The sequence below is a fragment of the Photobacterium sanguinicancri genome, from assembly GCF_024346675.1.
GTDB classification, from domain to species: domain Bacteria; phylum Pseudomonadota; class Gammaproteobacteria; order Enterobacterales; family Vibrionaceae; genus Photobacterium; species Photobacterium sanguinicancri.
This window is the reverse complement of record NZ_AP024850.1, coordinates 2699463-2723009: the sequence shown is the minus strand read 5'-3', so window position 1 is coordinate 2723009 and position 23547 is coordinate 2699463. Positions and strand designations below refer to the sequence as shown.

Below are 23547 nucleotides of genomic sequence, written 5' to 3'. Positions count from 1 at the left end.
TGTTTGTCTATAACAATACTCATTATCGGAATTAACAATGAGCATTTCTCAAAATTTACCACCTAAACAGCCTGAGTCAGATGAAATCGACTTAGGGAAACTGTTTGGTATTTTAGTCGATAGTCGCTGGATGATTATCGCGGTTACGATTATTTTCAGTGTTGTCGGGGTATGTTATGCCTTGCTAGCAACACCTGTTTATAAAGCTGATGCGCTGTTGCAAGTTGAAACGAAAAGCAGCGGCATGCCAGCACTCGGTGATATGGGTGAATTATTCGCCCAAGAGTCATCTGCAACCACAGAGATTGAAATTATTAAATCTCGGATGGTGCTAGGAAAAACCGTTGATAAGTTAAATTTAACGACGGTTGCTGTGCCTAATTATTTGCCAATGATTGGTAAAGGCTTAGCTCGTATTACGGGTGATGAATCATTTATATCTATCGCGCGTTTTGAAATACCTAAACACATTGAAGTCCCTGTATTTAATTTGATTGTTACGGATTCAGAGTTAGGTACATTTAGCTTAGTTGATAGCAATGAACGTGAAGTGCTAACGGGCAGAGTCAACGAACTTGCACAAAATGGCGATTATCGCTTATTTGTAACGGCGTTAACGGGTGACAATGAAAGTACATTTACAATCGCCAAGCGATCACGTTTAGATGCCATTCAAGCTCTGCAACAAGATTTAGCGGTAAGTGAACGTGGTAAACAAACGGGCATTTTACAGCTGTCGTTAACCGGTGAAAACCGCGCTGACATTGAACATGTCTTAAATGATATTAGCCAAAACTATTTTCTACAAAATGTCGAGCGTAACTCGGCGGAAGCGGAAAATAGCTTGGCGTTTTTGCGTAAGCATTTACCTGATATTAAATCGGAGCTGATTACGGCAGAAGATAAGCTAAACCGCTTCCGCCAAGCTAATGATTCGATAGATCTTGGTTTAGAGGCTAAATCGACACTTGAGGTAATGGTAAAGTTAGAAGCGCAGTTAAACGAGCTAACATTTAAAGAAAGTGAAATTTCACAGCGTTTTACCAAAGAACACCCAGCCTACAGCGCGTTACTTGAAAAACGTCAAACATTATTAGGCGAACGTGAACGATTAAATAAACAAGTACAAAAGTTGCCTAAAACACAGCGTGAAATACTGCGTATGACGCGAGATGTGGAAGTTAACCAACAGATTTATGTTCAGCTACTAAATAAAGTGCAAGAGCTTAATATTGTTAAAGCCAGTACTGTTGGTAATGTACGTATTTTAGATGTGGCACAATCTTACACCCGAGCAGTTAAACCTAAGAAGCCTCTTATTGTCGTTTTAGCGACTTTATTGGGTGGTATGCTGGCTGTTGCGATTGCATTACTTAAAGCCGCTTTCCACCGTGGTGTTGAAAACCCAGATGACATTGAAGCGTTAGGCTTGCCTGTATACGCAAGTGTGCCTATGTCAGACTGGCAAATAGAGATAGAGAAGAAACGAGGCAACAAAAAAACACTATTACCGGTTGAGCAAACCTTGCTTGCCGTCTCTAACCCTGCCGATTTATCTATTGAAGCATTACGAAGCTTACGTACCAGTTTGCACTTTGCGATGATGGAAGCGAAAAACAATATTTTAATGATCTCGGGCCCTAGTCCTGGTATTGGTAAATCTTTTGTTTCGGCTAATATGGCTGCAGTAGTTGCAAAAGCAGGTCAACGTGTATTGGTGATAGACGCCGATATGCGAAAAGGCCGAATGGAACAGCAATTAGCCGTTGTAAATAAAATCGGCTTATCTGATTTTCTGTCAGGTCAAACAAGCATTGAAAGCTTAATTAAACAGCCGGGTGTTGAGAATTTAGATTTTATTAGCCGTGGTAACGTACCACCTAACCCGTCTGAGTTATTAATGCACCCGCGTTTTAAAGAGCTAATTGATTGGGCGTCAGAAAATTACGATATTGTAATAGTCGATACACCGCCAATTCTAGCGGTAACCGACCCTGCAATTGTGGGTGCTCACGCTGGTACAACACTCTTGGTTGGACGTTTTGGCCAGAATACAGCGAAAGAAATTGCAGTGACCAAACAACGCTTTGAACAGAACGGAATCGAAGTGAAAGGCTTTATCCTGAACGCTGTAGTGCGTAAAGCAAGCAGCTATTATGGCGGTAACTATGGTTATTATAATTATAGTTATGAGTCGAAAAAATAAAGTGATCCTATGATCGTAATAAAAGAGAGGTGCTGCATGCACCTCTCTTTTTGATTATTAATTTTTGATGACTGAAAAAAAGTTGGACCCATTGGGACCTTTTCTTAAAAACAAGCAAAACCCAAGGTTTACAAGCGCTAGCCCGCAATGGACTGTCTCAAAATGAAATAAATCTGTCTCAGTCTTAAATGAATAACTGAGAGCAACTTTTCAATAAATACAATGAAAAATCCCCTTCATCGCAAAATAAGCTTTTGCATCATGGATACTATCATTTCAAAGTAGGCTTAAATTAGTGAAAATTCTAGTTACCGGTGGCGCAGGTTTTATCGGCTCTGCAGTCGTGCGTCATATTATTGAGAACACAACAGACAGTGTTGTGAATGTGGATTGCCTGACATACGCAGGTAACTTAGAGTCACTTATCGCTGTAGAAACAAGCGATCGTTATGCGTTTGAGCAAGTCAATATTTGTGACAGAACTGCGCTTGATCGTGTGTTTGCTCAGCATCAACCTGATGCGGTCATGCATTTGGCGGCAGAAAGTCATGTAGACCGTTCCATTACAGGACCCGCTGCGTTTATTGAAACCAATATTGTAGGTACGTACACCCTACTTGAAGCGACGCGTGACTATTGGAATCAGTTGGATGATTCTGCCAAACAAGCGTTCCGTTTCCACCATATCTCAACCGATGAAGTTTATGGTGACCTTCCACACCCAGATGACGTGGAAACGGGGACGGAGCCTTCAGCAAATGAAAAGCTGCCGATGTTTTTGGAGACTACTTCGTATGAGCCATCGAGCCCATATTCAGCGTCAAAAGCATCAAGTGACCATTTAGTACGCGCGTGGTTAAGAACCTATGGTTTACCGACAATGGTGACCAACTGTTCTAACAACTATGGCCCTTATCATTTCCCTGAAAAACTGATCCCACTAGTGATCCTTAACGCTCTTGAAGGCAAAGACCTTCCGATTTATGGGAAAGGCGATCAGATCCGTGATTGGCTGTTTGTAGAAGATCACGCTCGCGCACTGTACAAAGTAGTAACCAAAGGAAAAGTCGGTGAGACCTACAATATTGGTGGCCACAACGAGAAGCAAAACTTGGAAGTGGTACAAACCATTTGCTCAATTTTAGATACGTTAGTGCCAAAAGAAACGGCGTATGCGCAGCAAATAACATACGTGCAAGACCGTCCTGGCCATGACAGACGCTATGCGATTGACTCAAGCAAAATGCAACGTGAGTTAGATTGGATGCCAGTAGAGACTTTTGAAACAGGACTAAAGAAAACGGTTCAATGGTACTTAGAAAACAGTGAATGGTGCAAAAATGTCCAAGATGGCAGTTATCAACGTGAGCGCTTAGGCGTCGAGTCAGCAGAAATTAAGGGTAGTAAATAATGAAAGGGATTGTTTTAGCGGGTGGTTCAGGTACACGCCTTTACCCACTGACTCGTGGTGTATCAAAACAACTATTGCCAATCTACGATAAACCAATGATATTTTATCCGATTTCAACCTTAATGCTAGCGGGTATTAGAGACATTTTAATAATCACAACACCAGAAGATAATGCGAGTTTTAAAAGGCTATTAGGTGATGGGGCTGATTTTGGTATAAATATCGAGTATGCAATACAACCAAGCCCTGATGGACTAGCACAAGCATTTATTATAGGTGAGGATTTCATTGGCACTGATAGTGTTTGTTTGGTTTTGGGAGATAATATTTTTTATGGCCAAGGTTTTACTCCAATTCTAGAAAATGCAGCTAGTCGGAAATATGGAGCTACAGTTTTTGGCTATCAAGTAAAAGATCCAGAGAGGTTTGGTGTCGTTGAATTTAACTCGGATATGCAAGTTCTCACAATTGAAGAGAAGCCTGCTGAGCCAAAATCGAATTATGCGGTTACTGGATTATATTTTTATGATGCTACTGTAGTAAGCAAAGCAAAAAAAGTAAAGATTTCAGAGCGTGGTGAGCTTGAGATTACTAGTATAAATCAAATGTATTTGGAGGAAAATTCGCTAAATGTAGAGCTATTGGGGAGAGGATTTGCCTGGTTAGACACTGGTACACATGAAAGTCTGCACGAAGCATCTAGTTTTGTCCAGACAATAGAGCATGTGCAAGGTTTGAAAGTTGCGTGCTTAGAAGAAATAGCGCTGAAAAATAATTGGCTCACACCCGATGAATTGAAAGTTATATGTCAACCAATGCTTAAAAATGATTATGGTAAATATTTAAAAAGTCTGTGCGATGAACTTGAGGATTGAATCTATGGATGTTAATTTTATAAACTTTCAAAGTCACGGAGATCAGCGTGGTTCATTGGTTAGTATTGAAAGAAACAAAAATATCCCTTTTGATGTAAGACGAATTTATTATATTTTCGATACTAAAAGTGGTGTGCACAGAGGTTTCCATGCCCACAAAAAATTAAAACAGATAGCAGTTGTTTTAAAAGGTTCATGTAGGTTTATTCTCGATAACGGGAGTGAAAAAGTAGATCTACTACTGGATAGTGCAGAGAAAGGACTTTTAATTGAATCATTTATATGGCGCGAAATGTATCAGTTCAGCGAAGATTGTATTTTATTGGTTATAGCAGACTCAGAATATGATGAAGATGATTATATTAGGAATTATGATGAGTTCAAATCTGCAGTTTTAAGTAATATTTAGAGTAAGTTAGATCATCTCGAGCAAACGTATTATACATATTCGATATAAGTTGCATTATCGCGGCTGTGCCTCTTGCAGCCAGAAAGAAAAGCGCAGGAAGAGAATAAATCAGTTAGAGATCAATAAGCGAAATTGTGGCTTTTTACAAGTCTCTCTTTTCCAGTAAATTCATGAATTTTCCGTTTCACGATAAGTGTTTAAAGTTTGCCATGATAGCTCTCAATTATATAAAATAGTAGTGTTCGGTGATAAATTATTATGAAGATTGATTTCCCAGTAAGTATAGATATTTCTGACAGTGAAAGTGGAACAAATGATTTTGAATCAAACCTAAATCAAGCTATAAAGGGAGAGTTATTCATTCTTTGTGGTCCTGGTTTTTCCCATAAAATAGCTCTAAATTTAATTGAAAAATACAACTTAAAGCCAAATACTATAGTTATAGTAAACAGTAATAGTTTAAATGAAGTAGCGACTCTAGAAAAAACAATTAACTCTTCTGTGTATACAATACTAGGAATTGGTGGTGGTAAGGTTTGTGACTTTTCCAAAAGGCTATCTTACCTAACGCAGGCTAATCTGATTCTTTACCCGACAGTTGTGTCAAATGATGGTTTGATATCTCCAATTTCAGTTCTTACCGATGGTGATAAAACATGTAGTTTACCAGGGAAAATGCCTGAACACGTTTTTATTGACTTGGATATAATTCGATCTGCTCCAGAAAAATACATTGTAGCGGCTGCTCTAGATTTACTTAGTAATATAAGTGCCACATCGGATTGGCATCATGCCGCAGAGAATGGAGATAGTAAGCTTAATTTTCTTGCCTATCAGTTTTCAAGGATTGCTGCTTATCAATTGTTAGATTGTGTATCATGGGAAATAAACGCACCTGAATTTTTGAGAGCAGTGATACATGGTCAGATATTGTCGGCAATGGCAATGGCTTATGCTGGTAGCAGTAGACCATGTAGTGGAAGTGAGCATCTTATTAGTCATGCATTTGATGAATTGGGTATATCAAGAGAAATTCTTCATGGTGAAAAAGTAGGAAGAGCAACATTATTTATTTTATTTTTACAGGGAAAAAATACTCAAAAAATAAAACAGTTATTTGAAAAGTTTCAAATAAATAAGACATTATTAGATGGTGTAATGTCTGATGACTTGTTGCTTAGAGTATTTAATAGCGCAAGAAATACACGCCCAGGTCGACGTACTATTATGGACAATTTTTCTGATAAAGAATTGCTAATTAAATATCGACAGTTTGAAATTGAAATTTAAATAGGATTAAACATGAAGACAATTATTATTTTAGCTGCTGGAATAGGCAGTCGATTACGACCTATTACTGAAAGCGTTCCTAAATCATTAGTTCCTGTTGCAGGTGTTCCATTATTAGAAAGGCTAGTTTTACAAATACTAAATAATAGTAAAGAACATAATATTGTGGTCGTTGCTGGATATTTTTCAGAGCAAATTATCACTTCAATGGATAATTTAAGTTCAAGTATTAAAGTAGTTGTAAACAATGATTATGACAAAACTAATAATATGGAATCATGTAGAATGGGACTAGAAGCAGTCGAGTATAATGATTGTGTAATTGTAAATGCAGACTGTATATATGAAGATGGAGTTGTAAATAGAATGTTGAATTCTGTTGGTAGTTGTATCGGAATTGACTCTAGTGAATATTTTGAAGAGAATATGAAGGTAATGTTGATAAATGATCATGTGGTCGAAATATCAAAATCACTCCCTGAACAGAGTGGAAATTTTACGTCAATAGATATATATAACTTTGTTAAATCAGATACAGATGAATTATTGAATATAATGCGTAGCTATCATGATCGCGGAGATCTACAAAAGTGGAATGAAGTAGCTATAAATGATGTAGTGAAGAATACCCCTGTGACTGTTATCGATTTTAATGGTCTAGGTTGGGTTGAAATTGATAACCATGATGATTTAAACAAAGCAGAGGCTATATTTAAGTGATATTTTCTCATGCATTTTTTGATTTAGATGGAACTATTTACGTAGATGGTAAACTGATTTCAGGAATTTATAATAGCCTTCATAAGCTAAAGAGTTCAGGAACTGAAATTTATTATATGACAAATAATACTTCTGTATCTTTGTCTAAGTATTATGAGAAATTGTTGTTATTGGATCTACCAATACACAAGAATTGCGTGATTTCTCCGACAATCACACTTTCGCATTGGCTAACTGGAAAAAATGTGAAAAAGTTTTTTTCTGTTGGTACTGATGATTTTATAAATGAAGTTTGTTTATTATCTGACGTTGAACATGACGAGAACCAACCGGAGGTTGTAGTTGTAGCTTTTGATAGAGAATTAACTTATAAGAAGTTGCAGCAAGCTTGTTGTTTGATTAATCGTGGAGTGCCATGGGTAATAACTCATATTGATCTTGCATGTCCATCAGAGCAAGGGCCAATACCAGATTGCGGCTCAATAGCAAAAGTAATATCTTTTACAACAGGTATAGAGCCTATAAAAGATTTTGGTAAGCCTAGCGAAGAGATGACTTCCTTAATTAGGAAACTTTCGACAAATTCAAAATCGATATTGGTTGCAGGTGACCGCAGCTACACCGATGCACAAATAGGAATAAATCTTGGTGCAGAAACCGTTTTAGTTTGTACTGGCGAGTATGAGCGAGGCCAAGATATGAAGTTAGAACTATTAGATGTGAAAGTCGAAGATACACTATCGGTATATTTAGATAAAGTATTAGTGAATGATTAAACTTGGTTATACTTTTAAATTTAGATATGAGTATTATTGGCGAATGTTCATAACCAGTTCACGCTAGTGTTTTGTTTGATTTATTTAATTGCTATTTTGATAGTGAAGCTCAATTAATGGTAGTTGTATAGTGTCTATTAGTGATAAAGAGTTGAATCTAGTTCCATACGACCGTGTTTTTTTAAATGCATCATGGATATGGCTGAATGATCCTGAAATAAAAAATCTTGTTTTATCAGAAGATTTTTCTAAAGAGCAACAAGAAAAATTCTATTTATCTTTACCTGACAGAGATGATTATAAGATCTGGGGGTTAAAATATGGTACGACCGCAATCGGCACTGTCGGAATTAAAAATATAAATTTAGACTCAGGAGAGTTTTTTTGCTATATAGGAGACAAATCATATTGGAATAAAGGTTTGTCATGTTTGATTTTTAGTTTGATTGAAACTGAAGCATATAAATTGGCAATTAATCGATTATGGTTAACAGTATCATTAGATAATGTAAGAGCTATAAAATCATACAAAAAAAATGGCTTTTCCAAAGTAAGTCTAAAATCAAATGCGATAATTATGGAGCGGTATTTTGATAGATGATAATATCAACTCGTATAAGAAAATAGTCAATGAAAACCAATTAAAAGATAATGACTTTCTATTTTCTTCTTTAGCGTTTAATGAATTTAATTCAACCAAGTGTAAATATTTATTTGCACATTCAACATCAAAGATATCTATGATTTTTGGTGTGTCAGAAACTACGATGTCAGCACCGTTTAGCGCTCCTTTTAGCTTTATAAGATATGGTAGTAAGGATTTAAAAATAAAGCAAATACGTAATTTTTATACTGATCTTATAAATGACGTCAATAAAAATGAGGAAATAGAAAAAATAAGTATAACTCTACCTCCATATTTTTATGGTAATTCAATAATAACAAAAAATAGTATATCTTTATCTGATGCTGGTTTTAGCCTATTACATAGGGATATAAACTCTCACATAGATGTTCATAACCATAATATGGAAGAGCTAGGTTCTTCAGCTAAGAAGGCTATCAGATCTAGTATGAAATACGAGCATGAAATTTTATATGCTGATGACATTACTCAGAAAAAAAAGTCTTATACTATAATAAAACAAAATCGAGATTCGAAGGGTTACCCACTAAGAATGACCTGGGAGCAAATAAAATCCACAACTGAAAATGTAGCAAAATGTGATTTTTTTGTTGTAAAAACAAATGGATATGATTCTGCTGCTGCTGTTGTTTTTCATATTAATCAAGAAACTGTTCAAGTGGTTTATTGGGGAGGGAATGAATATGGAGAGAAGCATGGTGTTATGTATTACCTCCCTTTTGAGTTGATTGATTTTTATAAAAAGAAGGGAGTTCGTTATATTGATATTGGACCAAGTAGTGAAAATGGTGTTGTAAGTGATGGTCTAAATGACTATAAGCAAATGATTGGTTGTGATAATACAATAAAAGAAACATGGGTATACAATAAATGATTAATTTCTTAGATCTTAAAAAAAATAATGAAAGTTATGCTGATGAACTTAAAAACGCATGTTGCAGAGTTATTGATTCCGGTTGGTATATATTAGGAGAAGAGCTACAAGCATTTGAATCGGAATTTTCAACTTTCTGCGGAAGTAAGCATGTAGTTGGTGTTGCTAACGGATTAGATGCCCTGTCGTTGACATTAAGAGCTTGGAAAGAACTTGGTTTAATTAACGATGGAGACGAAGTGATAGTCCCATCTAACACCTTTATTGCATCAATATTGGCAATTACTGAGAATAATTTAGTTCCTGTGTTAGTTGAGCCTAATATAACGACATATAACCTTTGTCCCAAAAATATAATATCGGCATTAACAAGAAAAACAAAAGTCATTCTACCCGTACATTTGTATGGGTTAATCTGCCCAATGCCGGAGATTAATATAATTGCCGAACAAAATGGTTTATTAGTTTTAGAAGATTGTGCCCAAGCTCATGGAGCCAGCATAGATGGTAGGAAAGCCGGTAATTGGGGGAACGCTGGGGCATTTAGTTTTTATCCAGGTAAAAATTTGGGTGCTCTAGGTGATGCTGGAGCAGTTGTTACCAACAATTCAGACCTAGCTAGTATAGTCAAGGCTCTAAGTAATTATGGATCTCACGAAAAATACAAAAATAAATATAAAGGAGTTAATTCTAGGCTCGATGAAATTCAAGCTGCGATGTTGAGAGTTAAATTGAAATATTTAGGAAGAGAAACGAATAGAAGACGAGAAATTGCAAATTTGTACAGAGCAGGAATTTTTAATGATAAATTGACTCTCCCTACTTGGATTGATGACAAAAATCATGTATTTCATTTGTTCGTTATTCGATGCGGCAACCGGGATAAGTTTTGTAACTACTTGCAAGAAAATGGTGTTCAGTCAGGGATTCACTACCCTATAGCACCACACAAACAAGATGCATATAGTGAGATGTGCTCACTGTCTTTGCCTATTAGTGAACAAATTCATAGAGAAGTAGTAAGTCTCCCAATAGATCCAAGATTAACTGATGAAGATATTTATAATGTGATTTCAGTCGTTAATGCGTTTTAGATATGGAGACAATTAATAGACGATTGTTCTATGGGGTTACGTGGAGCTTTTTTGATAAACTAGTTAATCAGCTCAGTTTACTTGCTGTAACGGTCTATTTAGCCAATAGGCTGGGTCCTGAAGTCTTTGGTTTGATAGGTATATTGACAATATTTCTCCTATTAGCTGAAAGTATAGTTACAAGCGGTTTGGGACAAGCATTGATACAAAAAAGTGTTCACGTAACGCTTATTCAATATTCGACTGTATTCATATCAAATATAGTTATTGCTATGTTGATGTATGTAATTTTATACTTAGCATCACCTCATATTAGCTCGTTTTACTCTTTACCTGAGTTAGAGAAAGCATCCCAGCTGTTGTTTACAGTATTAATAATTAATTCTATATCAGTTGTTTATCGAGCAAAACTATCAATAAATATGGATTTCAAATCTATAGCCAAAGCGTCATTTATTGGAAATACATCTGGTTGTATTACAGCTTTATTACTTGTAAATATGGGTGAAGATAGCTATACGCCAATAGTTTGGATGTCCATAGTGAGATCTTTTGGGACAATGTTGACCCTTCGATATTATAGTTCGCTGAAGTTTAAATTAATATTCGATCTCAATGAGTTTATATCGCTATTTAAATTTGGTTACAAGCTCTTGATAGCTGGTATATTGTCGGTTATATCGAATAATTTATATACACTCATCATTGGTAGAGTTTTTGACACTAAAAGTGTTGGCTATTATTCACAAAGTGCAAATTTGACTAACACCCTATCTGGAACCATTACCTCGATTTTACAGGGAGTGAGCTTCCCAGTAATGTCTGAGATTAAAAACAATAGAGAGCGCTTAGTTGAACTTTACGCAAGGTTGCTAAAAATTACGATGCTAGTTGTTTGCCCTGTAATGTTTGGGTTTGCAGGTATAGCAGAGGATTTTACTCTATTATTTCTTGGTTCTGACTGGTTGCCAATAATTAACTTATTAGTGATCCTATCTCTTTCAAGAGTATTCACCCCGATAAGTGCTCTTAATATGAATGTTTTGAATGCTGTTGGCCGTTCAGATTTATATTTAAAGACGGACCTTATTAAATTACCTATTTCGCTGAGCATTATTGTTATAAGCGCACTATTTGGTATATATTATTTGGCTATAGGTAATCTTGTTTCAACTTTTATTGCATTTTATATTAATTCGTATTATCCAGGCAAGTTATTCGGGGTTGGATTTACATTTCAGATGAAGTTGCTGATGAAACCTTTGATAGCATCAATTATTATGTTCTGTATGCTTGATATAATTGATGGTTACTCTGGTTTTATTGGGCTTGGGTTGAAAATTATTATCGGTATATTGTCTTATGTTACACTCCTAGTCATTCTTCGGGAGAGCGAACTAAGTAATGTAGTATGTTTTCTTAAAAACAAATTTAAGAAATGAAATGTTGGTTAAAATATATAGTGATTATTATGGTTGGTTTAAAATCTTTTTTTCGTACATTTCTTCCTGCTTCATTGTATGGCCTTATTAGAGTGGTTGTAATGAGGTTTAAAATAGTGATCGCGAGGCTTTGTCACTATCATTTGTTAACTAAAATAAGGGGAAAAACAACGGTAAATATAACGTTTCTTGTTTATGATAGCAGTGTTTGGAAGTGTGAAGGTTTATATCAGCGTTTTATTTTAGATGAAAGGTATAATGTTAGTATCTTAGTTTGCCCTATAACAAATTGTTCAGCTACAGACAGAGAAAAAAGAGTTAACATATGTTTTGATTTCTTTAAGAGCAAAGGCGCTAATGTTAAAATAGCAGAGCACTCTGATGTTTTACTGGATGAGGCCGATATTGTTTTTTTTACCAACCCTCATGATATAACAGAACAAAAATATTATAGTAAGTTGTTTTTTAGGAAGTTATGTTGTTATGTACCTTACAGTCATCAAATTTCTAGCTATGACAATAATTATGCTCAATATGATAGACCATTTCATAATTTGATGTGGAAAATATTTGCACCTCAGATTGAAGAAATAGAAATTTTCGAAAGCGACTCAATTAATAAAGGAAGCAATGTTGTTGTGTCAGGCTATCCAGGTGTTGAATGTTTTTTTGATAAATCTCGAATATTTAAATCTGTATGGAAAGATCAGGAAGACAATAAAAAGAAAATCATTTGGGCTCCGCATCACACCGTAAGTGATCCTAACTTAAAATTTTCTAATTTTTACTCTCAAGCAAGTTTGATTTTTGAATTGGCTGAAAAATACAAAAAGCAAACTCAGTGGTGCTTTAAACCTCACCCTTTACTTTATAGTAATTTATTATCTGATGGTGTTTGGAGTAGAAAAAAAATCAATGAATTTTATGAGTCCTGGCGTACTTCCCCTAATAAGCAGCTAGAACTTGGTTCATATGAAAATATATTTATGGCGTCAGATGCTATGATACATGATAGTGGATCATTTTTAGCTGAGTATTTATATGTTGATAAGCCTGTTATGCATTTGGCAGAAAGTAATAATGTTACAGAATATCTGAATAAGTTTGGACTTGCTTGTTACAGCGTATGCTGTAAGAATGTTCCCGGCAATATGGCGATTGAGCCTTTTTTATTGAATGTTATTGAGGGGGTGGATTCTAAAAAAGAAGAGCGTGAGGTTTTTCTTTCTCAGATAAAAAATACGTATTTTAAGAATGGTTTTACACCGTCAGATTATATTTTTGATTATATCAACAAGTATATTATTAACAAGTAGATTGAGCTATGATTTATTTTTTACATCCATCTAAGGATAGTAGCATTGGTGGTATTGAATCGATTATTTATGAAATGGTTAAATATGCTTCAAATAGTAATGTAGATATTGGTGTTATTGATTATATCAATAGTCCATTAGTGAAGAGGCTTTTATGCAGTAAAATAGAGTTTAAACATGTCGTAATTAAGTCTGATTTATTTGATAGTATCGAATTTGAACATGATGATAATGATGTGGTCGTTATTTTCAATAACTCTGTTAAGATTCTTCCATTTAGGGTGAAGATAGATATAAAAGTGTTAGTTTGGGATGTGTATTATCCTTATTGGTTTTCTGGTTACAATAAAATATTTAATAAATGTAATGCTAATCGATTTTTCTCGTTTATGATAGAAAAAGATGGTTTATTAACTATGGATGAACATTTGTTAGAGTACACAGAGGAAAAGTTCAATTTCAGTATCCCTGTAATTCCCCCCCCTTTGTCCCAAACACAATTCAAAAATGGAAATGATTTTCAATCAAGAAAAATATGCTATATTGGACGATGCGAAAAATGGAAAAATGTACCATTGTCAAACTTTATTATTGATTGTTATTCGAAGTTTGGTTCTAATTTTGTATTAGATATATTTACGGATGATATGGACTGTATGAAAGATGACTTGGAGGATTTAATTGGTGCTAATTTTCCTAAATGTACTATTCACTTTTACTCAGGCTTGCTTGGAGCATCTTTGTTTGAGAAGGTCAAAGGCTATGATTTCGGCTTGGCTATGGGTATGTCTGCACTTACATTAGCTGATTTAGAAGTGCCCATTCTGTTAATTGATTCTACATACGATAAGAAAAAACTGAGCGATTACAAGTATCGTTGGCTAGGTGAATCCGATAGAAAATTTGATGTTGGAACTTCGTTAGATCGCCCAATTAATTCAAGATATGTTGGAGGTAGTTTAGATCTTAAAATAGAGGAACTTGCTCTGTCCCGAGCTGAAATAGTTGAAATGAATAGTGTTCTACTGATGCGATTTTCTCCTGGTAGTGTATTTAAAGAGCTTCTGATTTGTGCCGATTCTACAGTGCTATATTCCAGAGATTTTGCTAAATTGTATACGGGTTTAAGAGGAGCTTTCAACTACGTACTTTTGTCACTAAAACGCCGTTTTGTTGGTTCTGCCTATCACTGGTGATATATGATTAAATGTGGGCCTTGGTTTTTTTATGAATAAGTGTGTCGAGTGGTTATTTATCGCTGCTGTTTTATTGTCTTCATTTGGAAGTGCTTTATCTTATCATCCACCTCTCGGTGTTGGTAAAGACATCATTAACTTTATTCTTTTTCTATTATCGTTAGTTTATCTTTTTTTTAATAAACATTCTTATAATAGGGCGACTTTAAATTTCTTTTTTGTTTTTGTACTCTATTTTTCGCTTCATCTTGTGTCATATACAACTATCGATAATGTAATTGATGGATTAAGATTTCAGTTAATATATTTACTTACGTTTATTTTTCTAGCTCTATCCGCTAACTTATCATACGATCGTATGTTTTTATTGATTGTGAAAACTTTATTTTACTCAGGATGTGTGGTCGTTTTTATAGGTGTGTTTGAGTATTTTGAACCAAGTATAATAGAGAAAATATACGGTGTTCCACAATCTGAAATACCTAACATTAGATTGCCTGTTGGTTATAGATTGATATCTACGATGCTTAATCCTATTAATCTTGGGGTCTACGTTTGTTTTGTTGTTTCATCTGGATATTTACTATATCGAAAGAGATTAGTGAATAGCGGTATTTTTTTTATGACCTGTTTTCTTTCTTTAGCTGTAAATTTTTTCACTTTAAGTCGCTTAGCATTTCTTGCTTTTGTCGTTATGTTACTTGTAATTATATTTTTAGAGTTGAAACGTAGTGTCAGATTCTTTGTGTTGATGTTGCCTATCATATGTATCACTCTTTTTTATTCTGCAGGTTACTTATATGATAACCTGGACAATATTAGAGTAATAGAAAGGATGACTAGTTCTTTTGATTCGAATACTCTTTCTAATAATTCTAGACTCGACAATTGGATGTTTTCTTTATCATATCTGGACACTGCCTTTAAGTTTTTTTGGGGGTTAGGCTTAGGAGTTGTGCGAGCTGGTGGCGATGAGAATACCTTGTTAGCTGAAAATATGTTTGTAGGCTTGCTTTTAGAGTTTGGTTTTATCGGGGTGTGTCTTTTTGTTTCGTTTTTTGTGTTGCTGTTTGTCAATAATAAATCATTGAAAAAAATAGATGTTGATTTATATTATTTTAACATACTGTTTTTTGGTTGTTTTTTTATTATGTCATTAGGTAATGATATGTATACCAACTATCCGTTTGTTTTGTATTTTTGGTTGTTCTCATGTTATCTTATTTCTTTTGGTTGTAATAAAAGATTATAGAGGCTTTTATTTTGAAAAAAATTTCCGTTGGTCTTCTTTCTTATTCAAGAACTGATCTGCTTATTGAAACATTAAAGCAGATAAGGAGTGATAAATTCCAAGTAACAGTGTACTTACTGAATAATAATCCAGATTTTTGTATCTTAGATGCAGTTGAACCTCATATTTGTAAGGGGGTGACTCTTAAGTACTTTTGGTTCAATAAGAATCTAGGTGTAGCTCAGGGGCGAAGGAAGTTAATTGAATTATGTAGTGAACGTCATATGATACTTCTTGATGATGATATATATGTGACTGATTTTTCTGCTATTTGTTCAAGAGTTGATGATGAGTTTTCGGATGCAAAAGTTGGAGGCATCGCTTTCCATATACTTGATCATGGAAAGGGTAAGGCTAACCGATTTGAAATACCGCATAAGAATAAGAAGTTTAACTTAAACGAATCACAAGACACATATTTGATGATAGGTGCTGGGCATGCTGTTGATGTAAATATAGCTAGAAATGCCGGAAATTATCCAGATGATTTTGGTCTTTATGGCTTCGAAGAAGTTGACTTATCTTTTAGGATTATTAATGCAGGTTATAAAATTAGATATTTGCACAATTGCATTATCGAACATAAAAAATCACCAGATGGTAGGTTTAGTAATAAATTCGTAAATTACCTTGCTTTTGTTAATAGAACTAGAATGGCAAAGCGTCATTTGAAATTATATCATTTTGTCTCATGCTACATCGTTCGCTCTCTTTTCTTTTTATTAAAAACAAAGGATGTTAAACTTTTTTTAAGAGCGAGCAAAGAAATTTTTTTAGATAGAGGAAAGTACGATAAGTTTGATATGGTTTTTTATCGTTATATTAGCAAATGCAATGGTTTTATTTGGTATTAAATTTGTTTTAATGACCTATATTCCTCTTGTTACCTGTAGAGTTATTATTACTATTTCTTTCTGGTTATGTGGGTTTAGTTATGGTAGGTATCATCTTTAATATACTTAGTTATTGTCGTTTAGTCTAGTTCTAGTTCTAGTTCTATTTTGTAGGTTGTTAGCGTGAAAAATAAAAAAAAAATTTTAGTTATAACACCAAGGTTTCCTTATCCCGTTGTTGGTGGTGATAGATTAAGAATATTTCAGATTTGTAAAGAATTATCTAAGGATTATACTGTTAATCTGATTTCTTTATGTGAGTCTCAGTCGGAAATGGAATACACACTGCCGAATGATGGTGTTTTCAATGAGGTTCATCGTTTTATTCTTCCTAAATGGAAATCTTATCTCAACTGTTTAATAGCATTACCCGGCCGTAAACCCTTGCAAGTTGCTTATTATTACTCAAGAAAATTTCGGCAATTAGTAGAGGAATTAGCTAGTTCGCACGATATCGTTATTCCTCACCTCATCCGTACAGCTGAATATGCCAAAGATCTAAATGTAAAAAAAGTTCTTGAAATGACTGATGCGATATCAATGAACTATTTTAGGGTGTCTGAGACAAAGAATAATGCAGGCTTGAAAGGCATTATTTATAATGTCGAAAAGTATAGGCTCAATAGATATGAAAAGTCTATTGCGGAGGCTTTTGATTGTAATGTACTTGTCTCGAATTATGACCGTGATTTTTTATTTAAAGGTTGTGATGAGTTAATTTCTAAGTCTTTGGTATGTTCAAATGGTGTTGATTTAGGAAAGTACCCATATCAGTTTGATGTATCTGGTGATTTTGTTGTGTTTATAGGGAATATGTTTTCGGCTCAAAATATGGATGCAGCGTTATGGTTTGCTAGTGATGTTTTACCTTTGTTACGAAAATCTGAAGACATTAAATTTAAAGTTATTGGTCGGATAAAACCAGAAGACGAGCGGAAGTTATTAAAATTTGAAGGTGTATTAGTTACTGGCGCTGTCAATGATGTAACAACGCACGCTCGAGGCGCTGTTGCTGGAGTTTGTCCTGTAAGGCTTGCTGCTGGTGTACAGAACAAAATATTGGAATATATGGCTTTAGGGGTACCTACTGTTACATCAAAAATAGGCTTGGAAGGATTGGGAGCTAGGCCTGAAATGGATGTCTTAGTCGCTGATATGCCTGAAGATATCGCTGATGCTATCCTGCATCTAAAACAATCCCCTGATTTGTCTGAAAAAATTGCACTTAATGCTAATCAGTATGTAAAGGACCAACATTCTTGGAGTGGTAAATTGGAGCCTTTATGTTCAAGAATCAGAAATATGATTAAATAAATAGGATGGTAATTCTTTTTATAGATTCGATATTACATTAGCTCTAAGAAACTAGATGTAAAAACGCAGGGCAAGATCATGAAGAACCCTTATTCTGAAAGGGCTCAGCCGTTGTTGAAATTTAATTAAAACTACAGTTTGCTGCACAAAACTGCAATCCCAATTAGGATCAATTTGACGATCTATATCAGCTGTGATCATATACTTATCTTTCGGTATATGGATATCATTCATGAACGGACTTAGCCTTTTGGATCATATTTCGATAATCAAAGACCCACGGCAACAGTGGAAAGTAGAACACAAATTGACAGACATTATATTTTTGTCGATTGTTGCTGTTATTGGTGGTGCTGATGGTTGGGAAGAAATACAAGATTTTGGTGAAGACCACCTTGATTGGCTCAAGCAATATGGCGATTTTGAGAGTGGTATTCCCGTCCATGACACTATTGCTAGAGTGATGGGGATGATATCAGCTAAACAGATGCAAAAGTGCTTTGCTCTGTGGATGGATGACTGTCACCAAGCGACTGACGGTGATGTCATTGCGATTGATGGTAAAACTCTGCGAGGCACTTATGATAAAGGAAGGCGTCAAGGCGCAATCCACATGGTGAGTGCTTTTAGTGCTGCAAATCAAGTGGTTATTGGGCAGGTCAAAACATCAGAGAAATCGAATGAAATCACCGCTATTCCTGAACTTCTGAAGTTACTCGACATACGTGGATGTCTTGTCACTATTGATGCAATGGGCTGTCAGCGTGATATAGCTAAGACCATAGTCGACAAAGGTGCAGATTATTTATTGGCAGTAAAAGGTAATCAAAAGCGTTTAGAGAAGGCCTTTAATGACTACTTTAGAATGGAGATGCTGCAAAACTTCGAAGGAAGTTCATACAGTACTCAGGAAGAAGGGCATGGTCGTAAAGAAACTCGCGTAGCGTTAGTCAATGAAGATTTATCGGTATTGGGTGATATTGCTTATGATTGGCCAGAATTAAAAGTAATGGGTATCGTTGCATCTATTAGGCAAGTTGGAGATATTCCCGCAGAGGACATATCGATTCGATATTACATTAGCTCTAAGAAACTAGATGCAAAAACGTTGCTTGAATCTAGCCGCTCACATTGGTCGATTGAGGTTCAATTGCATTGGAAACTGGATGTTGGCATGAATGAAGATGCATGCAGAATAAGGCGAGATGAAGCGGGTGAAAACTTTGCTGCAATTCGTCATATTGCATTAAATCTATTAAATGCAGATAAATCCTTTAAAGCGGTTTAAAAAGAAAGCGAACACGGGCAGGTAGAAATAATAGCTACCTATCTGGAGTCCTTATGGGGCAAGGAGCTTCATAATATTGCCCTGCTTCACCATACCGTTCAAAAAAACATCACGACCTAGATATTTTCAAACTTTATTAAAATCAAATACAGGAATATTGTATGATAACCCCAATTATTATGGCTGGAGGTACAGGTAGTCGCCTTTGGCCGTTATCTCGAGAACTTTACCCAAAGCAGTTTTTGAAAGTTTCAGGTGGCGTGTCAATGCTGCAACAAACCTTTGCTCGTTTACAAGGTCTTGCTCATCTGCCTCCATTGTTAATTTGTAATGAAGAGCATCGTTTTATTGCAGCAGAACAAACACGCTTGGGTGGGTTTGAGTATTCTGGAATTATTTTAGAGCCAGTGGGCCGTAATACAGCCCCCGCTATAGCTCTTGCTGCGCTTGAAACTTTAAAGCAAGTTGAAGGTTCAGATGTTGAGCCTATATTGTTAGTGCTTGCGGCTGATCATTTGATTGAAAACCAAGTGGCATTTCAACGTTCAGTTAATCAAGCTTTAATTCATGCAGAAGCAGGTCAATTAGTCACTTTTGGTATTGTACCCACAGCCGCAGAAACGGGGTATGGCTATATTAAGCGCGGTATTTCGCAGAGTGATGAAGCATTTAAAGTTGATAGCTTTGTAGAAAAACCGGATTTAAGCACGGCTCAAGTGTATTTGGATTCAGGTGAGTACTACTGGAATAGCGGTATGTTTATGTTTAAAGCTTCGCAATACTTAAGCGAGCTAAAAAAACATCATCCAGAAATGCTTAAAGCTTGTGAAAAAGCCATGAGTGCAACCCAAGCCGATTTAGACTTTGTGCGTGTAGATAAAGACGCGTTTGAAGCTTGTCCATCTGATTCTATTGATTATGCGGTGATGGAGCCTGTTTGTTCAGCTAATGGTTCAGGTAACCTTGTTGTTGTGCCTATGGATGCGGGGTGGAGCGATGTAGGGTCTTGGGCTGCATTATGGGATGTATCAGAAAAGGATGGTAATAATAACGCTCATAGAGGCGATGTGATTGCGGTTAATTCGACGAATAACTACGTATATTCTGAAAATAAGCTAATTGCTACTGTGGGTGTCGATAATTTAGTGATTGTTGAAACTAAAGACGCCATTTTGGTCGCTGATAAATCACAAGTACAAGATGTTAAAGCCATTGTGCAGAAACTAAAAGACACAGAGCGTTCGGAATATAAGATTCATCGTGAAGTTTATCGCCCTTGGGGAAAATATGATTCGATTGATTTTGGTGCTCGCGACCAAGTGAAACGCATTACGGTAAACCCAGGCCAAAAACTTTCGATTCAAAAACATTTTCATCGCAGTGAGCACTGGGTTGTCGTTGCGGGTACGGCAAGTGTTACCAATGGCGATGAGGTGATTTTAGTGACGGAAGATCAATCAACTTACATTCCTTTAGGGACAATTCATGCCCTAGAGAATCCAGGTAAGATTCCATTAGAAATGATTGAGGTGCAAACGGGCTCATACCTTGGTGAGGATGATATTGTTCGCTTTGAAGATAGATATGGTCGTATTTAAGAGTTCGAACTATATTCGATCGTTTTAAGGCGATTATAATCACTTAAGTTATTCAATATTTCACAATATGTGTAGATTTTCCTTATGTTAATTAGCTCGAAAGTAATTAAAGAATCCGGTATTCAATTTGGTACCAGTGGTGCGCGTGGTTTGGTGGAGCAGTTCACAGCAGATGCCTGTGCAGCCTTTACTCATGCATTTATGCAGTGTATGCAAGAGCAGTTTCAATTTAAAACTGTTGCGCTTGCCATTGATAATCGCCCGAGCAGCCCTGCGATGGCAAAAGCTTGTATTAAAGCCTTAGAGCAGCGAGGTCTTGAAGCGGTTTACTATGGCGTGGTGCCCACACCAGCGCTGGCCTATGTGGCCATGCAAGACAATATCCCGTGTATTATGATTACTGGTAGTCATATTCCTTTCGACCGCAACGGTCTTAAATTTTATCGACCTGATGGTGAGATTAGTAAAGCGGATGAGCAAGCGATTTTAAACGCAGAAGCATCATTTTCTGCAATTAGTGATTTACCCGAATTGGTGGTTAGCCAACGTGCAGCAATGGACTATATTGCTCGTTACACTGAGTTATTTGAACCGTCATTGCTGAGCGGTAGACGTATTGGTATTTATGAACACTCAAGTGCTGGTCGTGATTTATATGCGCTGCTATTTACCAGCCTTGGCGCTGAAGTGGTGTCACTAGAGCGTAGTGATGAATTTGTCCCGATTGACACTGAAGCGGTAGCTGATGCGGATAAGCTAAAAGCAGTAAATTGGTCTAAGCAATATCAACTAGATGCTATTTTCTCGACAGATGGCGACGGTGACCGTCCGCTAATGGCCGATGAGAACGGTGAGTGGCTACGCGGTGACATTCTCGGGTTGTTGTGTTCAAGAGCGATGAATATTGAAGCACTTGCAATTCCCGTTAGTTGCAATACCGTTGTTGAGAGCTTAGACGTGTTTAAACATGTTGAGCGTACAAAAATTGGTTCGCCTTATGTGATTGCCGAATTTGCATCACTGGCGAAGACGTATGCTTCTATTGCTGGTTTTGAAGCTAATGGTGGCTATTTGCTGGGCAGCAATGTTCAAGTAAATGAAAAAACGCTAAAAGCACTGCCAACTCGTGATGCCGTTTTACCTGCTCTAATGCTACTTGTTGCTGCAGGTAACAATGGTATCTCTCCTCTGGTTAATGCCTTACCTCAACGAGTGACTGACAGTGACCGAATTCAAAACTTTGCAACTGAAAAAAGCCTGCAAATTTTAGCAGATGGTCAGGCTAACCCAGAACGATTATTGGTTAAACTAGGCTTTGGCAATTCAGCGATTAAAAATGTCGATGTTACTGATGGGTTACGTTTAACCCTTGATAATGATGATGTCATTCATCTTCGCCCTTCAGGTAATGCGCCAGAGCTACGTTGTTATGCAGAGTCGACAAGTATTGCGAGCGCGAAGCAGTATGTTGATAAGGTTTTAGCGGAAATCCAGTTAATCTAAAAGGCATTTTATCAGGTGTTTTTTGTGATATTAATTTTACCAATAGGTAGGGGGCTTATCTATTGGGTGAATTATAGACATGACCAGATTTAGAGTGTCCGTTGCTTATTTCTTCTTTGATGATGAACTGATTTTTGGGTCATTTTCATTGTTTTCTCATACCTTTGGTGATGTAAATATTTAGTATTTTCCGAGGGAAAGAACCCCATTTTTAATGAAAACCATTATGACAACTACCGCATTTCTATTTGTTTTTGTTTTATCATTTTGCAGTTTATTTATTTTCCGCAAAGTGGCAAAACGTATTGGCTTGGTTGATAAACCTAACGCCCGAAAACTTCACCAAGGGGTTATTCCATTAGTGGGGGGAATTTCTATTTTCACCACTGTGTGTATTGGCTTCCTTATTTTTCTGCCTATCAGTCAAAGCCTGATCTTGTTTTTAAGTTGTGCCTTTGTATTAGTCGTCGTGGGCGCCATTGATGACTATTATGATATTAGCTTTAAACTGCGCTTATTGGTGCAAGCGGCTGTTTCACTTGCCATGATCCATTTGGGCGATCACAGTTTGCATAACCTGGGTTACTTGATGGGCAGTGACACCATCACCTTGTCGCCCTTGGCAAGTGGTATCATTACTGTGCTTGGCGTGATAGGGGCGATCAATGCCTTTAACATGGTTGATGGTATAGACGGTTTACTCGGTGGCTTGGCCTCTGTCACCTTTGGTGCATTGGGCTTGGTCTTTTACGCGAGTGGCAATGAATACCTAGCAGTAGTGTGCTTACTGATAGTGACTGCGATGGTGCCATACATCATGTTGAACTTAGGCGTTCCGCTTGGACGTCGGTTTAAAGTCTTTATGGGCGATGCCGGTAGTGTGTTTATTGGCTTTGCCGCAGTGTGGATGCTGATCCGTGGCACGCAAGAGCCAGGCGTTTATGCGTTTAAACCTGTCACCGCATTATGGCTAATTGCGATCCCCTTGATGGATATGGCCACCATTATGATCCGCCGTGTTCGTAAAGGCCACTCTCCGTTTAAGCCTGATCGTGAGCACCTTCACCATATTTGCCAACGCATTGGCCTTTCTTCCGGTATGTCATTGGTGGTCATTTGTACCATGGCATCACTCATGGCGATGATTGGTATTTGGGCTGATATGAACGATATCCGTGAGTCCGTGATGTTTATCAGTTTCTTGGCCGTGTTTGCGGTCTACTTTTTTGCCATTAGCCACATTTGGCGTATCACTACGCTTATTCACAAGTTGTTCGGGAAAAATAAGCCCATTAACTTTGATATGGAAGCGAGCGATACGGGCTCGGATAAATAGAATGCTCAATAGCGCCAATATTGAAAGAATGATACTGACGCTATTGAAAGATGAAAAATCTAGCGGTGG

The 23547-nt window shown here is 36.5% G+C and carries 19 protein-coding genes and 1 pseudogene; all 20 read left to right on the top strand.

The annotated features are described in order from the left end of the window. Positions 1–37 precede the first annotated feature (37 nt). The 20 genes and pseudogenes from OCU87_RS12600 (at position 38) to wecA (ending at position 23478) form a co-directional block, all read left to right on the top strand. Positions 38–2206, top strand: a complete 2169-nt coding sequence (locus OCU87_RS12600) for a polysaccharide biosynthesis tyrosine autokinase (protein ID WP_261857316.1) — start codon at positions 38–40, stop codon at positions 2204–2206. Positions 2207–2501: 295 nt separating this feature from the next. Beyond that, on the top strand, positions 2502–3617 hold the full coding sequence (rfbB, locus tag OCU87_RS12595) for a dTDP-glucose 4,6-dehydratase (RefSeq protein ID WP_261857315.1): 1116 nt from the start codon (positions 2502–2504) through the stop codon (positions 3615–3617). After that, a complete protein-coding gene (rfbA, locus tag OCU87_RS12590; protein ID WP_261857314.1) occupies positions 3617–4492 on the top strand; it encodes a glucose-1-phosphate thymidylyltransferase RfbA in 876 nt (291 codons plus the stop codon). The genes rfbB and rfbA overlap by 1 nt, the downstream gene beginning before the upstream one ends. Positions 4493–4496: 4 nt before the next feature. Next, positions 4497–4901 (top strand): sugar 3,4-ketoisomerase, encoded by a 405-nt coding sequence (locus OCU87_RS12585; RefSeq protein WP_261857313.1) that lies wholly within the window; start codon positions 4497–4499, stop codon positions 4899–4901. 258 nt (positions 4902–5159) lie between these two features. Beyond that, complete coding sequence (locus OCU87_RS12580) at positions 5160–6191, top strand: iron-containing alcohol dehydrogenase (protein ID WP_261857312.1); 1032 nt, start codon at positions 5160–5162, stop codon at positions 6189–6191. A 12-nt stretch (positions 6192–6203) separates the two neighbouring features. After that, on the top strand, positions 6204–6911 hold the full coding sequence (locus OCU87_RS12575) for a phosphocholine cytidylyltransferase family protein (protein WP_261857311.1): 708 nt from the start codon (positions 6204–6206) through the stop codon (positions 6909–6911). Further along, a complete protein-coding gene (locus OCU87_RS12570; protein ID WP_261857310.1) occupies positions 6908–7687 on the top strand; it encodes an HAD-IIA family hydrolase in 780 nt (259 codons plus the stop codon). The genes OCU87_RS12575 and OCU87_RS12570 overlap by 4 nt, the downstream gene beginning before the upstream one ends. 130 nt (positions 7688–7817) lie before the next feature. Continuing rightward, a complete protein-coding gene (locus tag OCU87_RS12565) occupies positions 7818–8288 on the top strand; it encodes a GNAT family N-acetyltransferase (protein ID WP_261857309.1) in 471 nt (156 codons plus the stop codon). Then, a complete protein-coding gene (locus OCU87_RS12560) occupies positions 8278–9207 on the top strand; it encodes a hypothetical protein (protein ID WP_261857308.1) in 930 nt (309 codons plus the stop codon). The genes OCU87_RS12565 and OCU87_RS12560 overlap by 11 nt, the downstream gene beginning before the upstream one ends. Next, complete coding sequence (locus OCU87_RS12555; RefSeq protein ID WP_261857307.1) at positions 9204–10301, top strand: DegT/DnrJ/EryC1/StrS family aminotransferase; 1098 nt, start codon at positions 9204–9206, stop codon at positions 10299–10301. The genes OCU87_RS12560 and OCU87_RS12555 overlap by 4 nt, the downstream gene beginning before the upstream one ends. A 2-nt stretch (positions 10302–10303) precedes the next feature. Continuing rightward, positions 10304–11743 (top strand): lipopolysaccharide biosynthesis protein, encoded by a 1440-nt coding sequence (locus OCU87_RS12550; protein ID WP_261857306.1) that lies wholly within the window; start codon positions 10304–10306, stop codon positions 11741–11743. Positions 11744–11772: 29 nt separating this feature from the next. Then, entirely contained in the window at positions 11773–13059 is a 1287-nt protein-coding gene (locus tag OCU87_RS12545; RefSeq protein WP_261857305.1) for a CDP-glycerol glycerophosphotransferase family protein, read from the top strand. An 8-nt stretch (positions 13060–13067) separates the two neighbouring features. Then, positions 13068–14255 carry a glycosyltransferase family protein gene (locus OCU87_RS12540; protein WP_261857304.1) on the top strand — a complete coding sequence of 396 codons (1188 nt, stop codon included), beginning with the start codon at positions 13068–13070 and terminating at the stop codon, positions 14253–14255. Between the two features lie 31 nt (positions 14256–14286). Next, positions 14287–15507, top strand: a complete 1221-nt coding sequence (locus OCU87_RS12535; RefSeq protein WP_261857303.1) for an O-antigen ligase family protein — start codon at positions 14287–14289, stop codon at positions 15505–15507. An 11-nt stretch (positions 15508–15518) separates the two neighbouring features. Beyond that, on the top strand, positions 15519–16400 hold the full coding sequence (locus OCU87_RS12530) for a glycosyltransferase family 2 protein (RefSeq protein WP_261857302.1): 882 nt from the start codon (positions 15519–15521) through the stop codon (positions 16398–16400). 162 nt (positions 16401–16562) lie between these two features. Beyond that, the gene (locus tag OCU87_RS12525) at positions 16563–17753 is read left to right on the top strand and encodes a glycosyltransferase family 4 protein (RefSeq protein ID WP_261857301.1); all 1191 of its coding nucleotides are present in this window, start codon (positions 16563–16565) and stop codon (positions 17751–17753) included. A 232-nt stretch (positions 17754–17985) separates the two neighbouring features. Beyond that, positions 17986–19115: pseudogene (locus OCU87_RS12520) on the top strand (ISAs1-like element ISPpr10 family transposase). Between the two features lie 87 nt (positions 19116–19202). After that, positions 19203–20639 (top strand): mannose-1-phosphate guanylyltransferase/mannose-6-phosphate isomerase, encoded by a 1437-nt coding sequence (locus OCU87_RS12515; protein ID WP_261857300.1) that lies wholly within the window; start codon positions 19203–19205, stop codon positions 20637–20639. An 84-nt stretch (positions 20640–20723) separates the two neighbouring features. Beyond that, positions 20724–22142 carry a phosphomannomutase gene (locus OCU87_RS12510; protein WP_261857299.1) on the top strand — a complete coding sequence of 473 codons (1419 nt, stop codon included), beginning with the start codon at positions 20724–20726 and terminating at the stop codon, positions 22140–22142. A 226-nt stretch (positions 22143–22368) separates the two neighbouring features. Next, positions 22369–23478, top strand: coding sequence for a UDP-N-acetylglucosamine--undecaprenyl-phosphate N-acetylglucosaminephosphotransferase (wecA, locus tag OCU87_RS12505; protein ID WP_261857298.1), 1110 nt, complete (start codon positions 22369–22371; stop codon positions 23476–23478). The last annotated feature ends 69 nt before the right edge of the window (positions 23479–23547 follow it).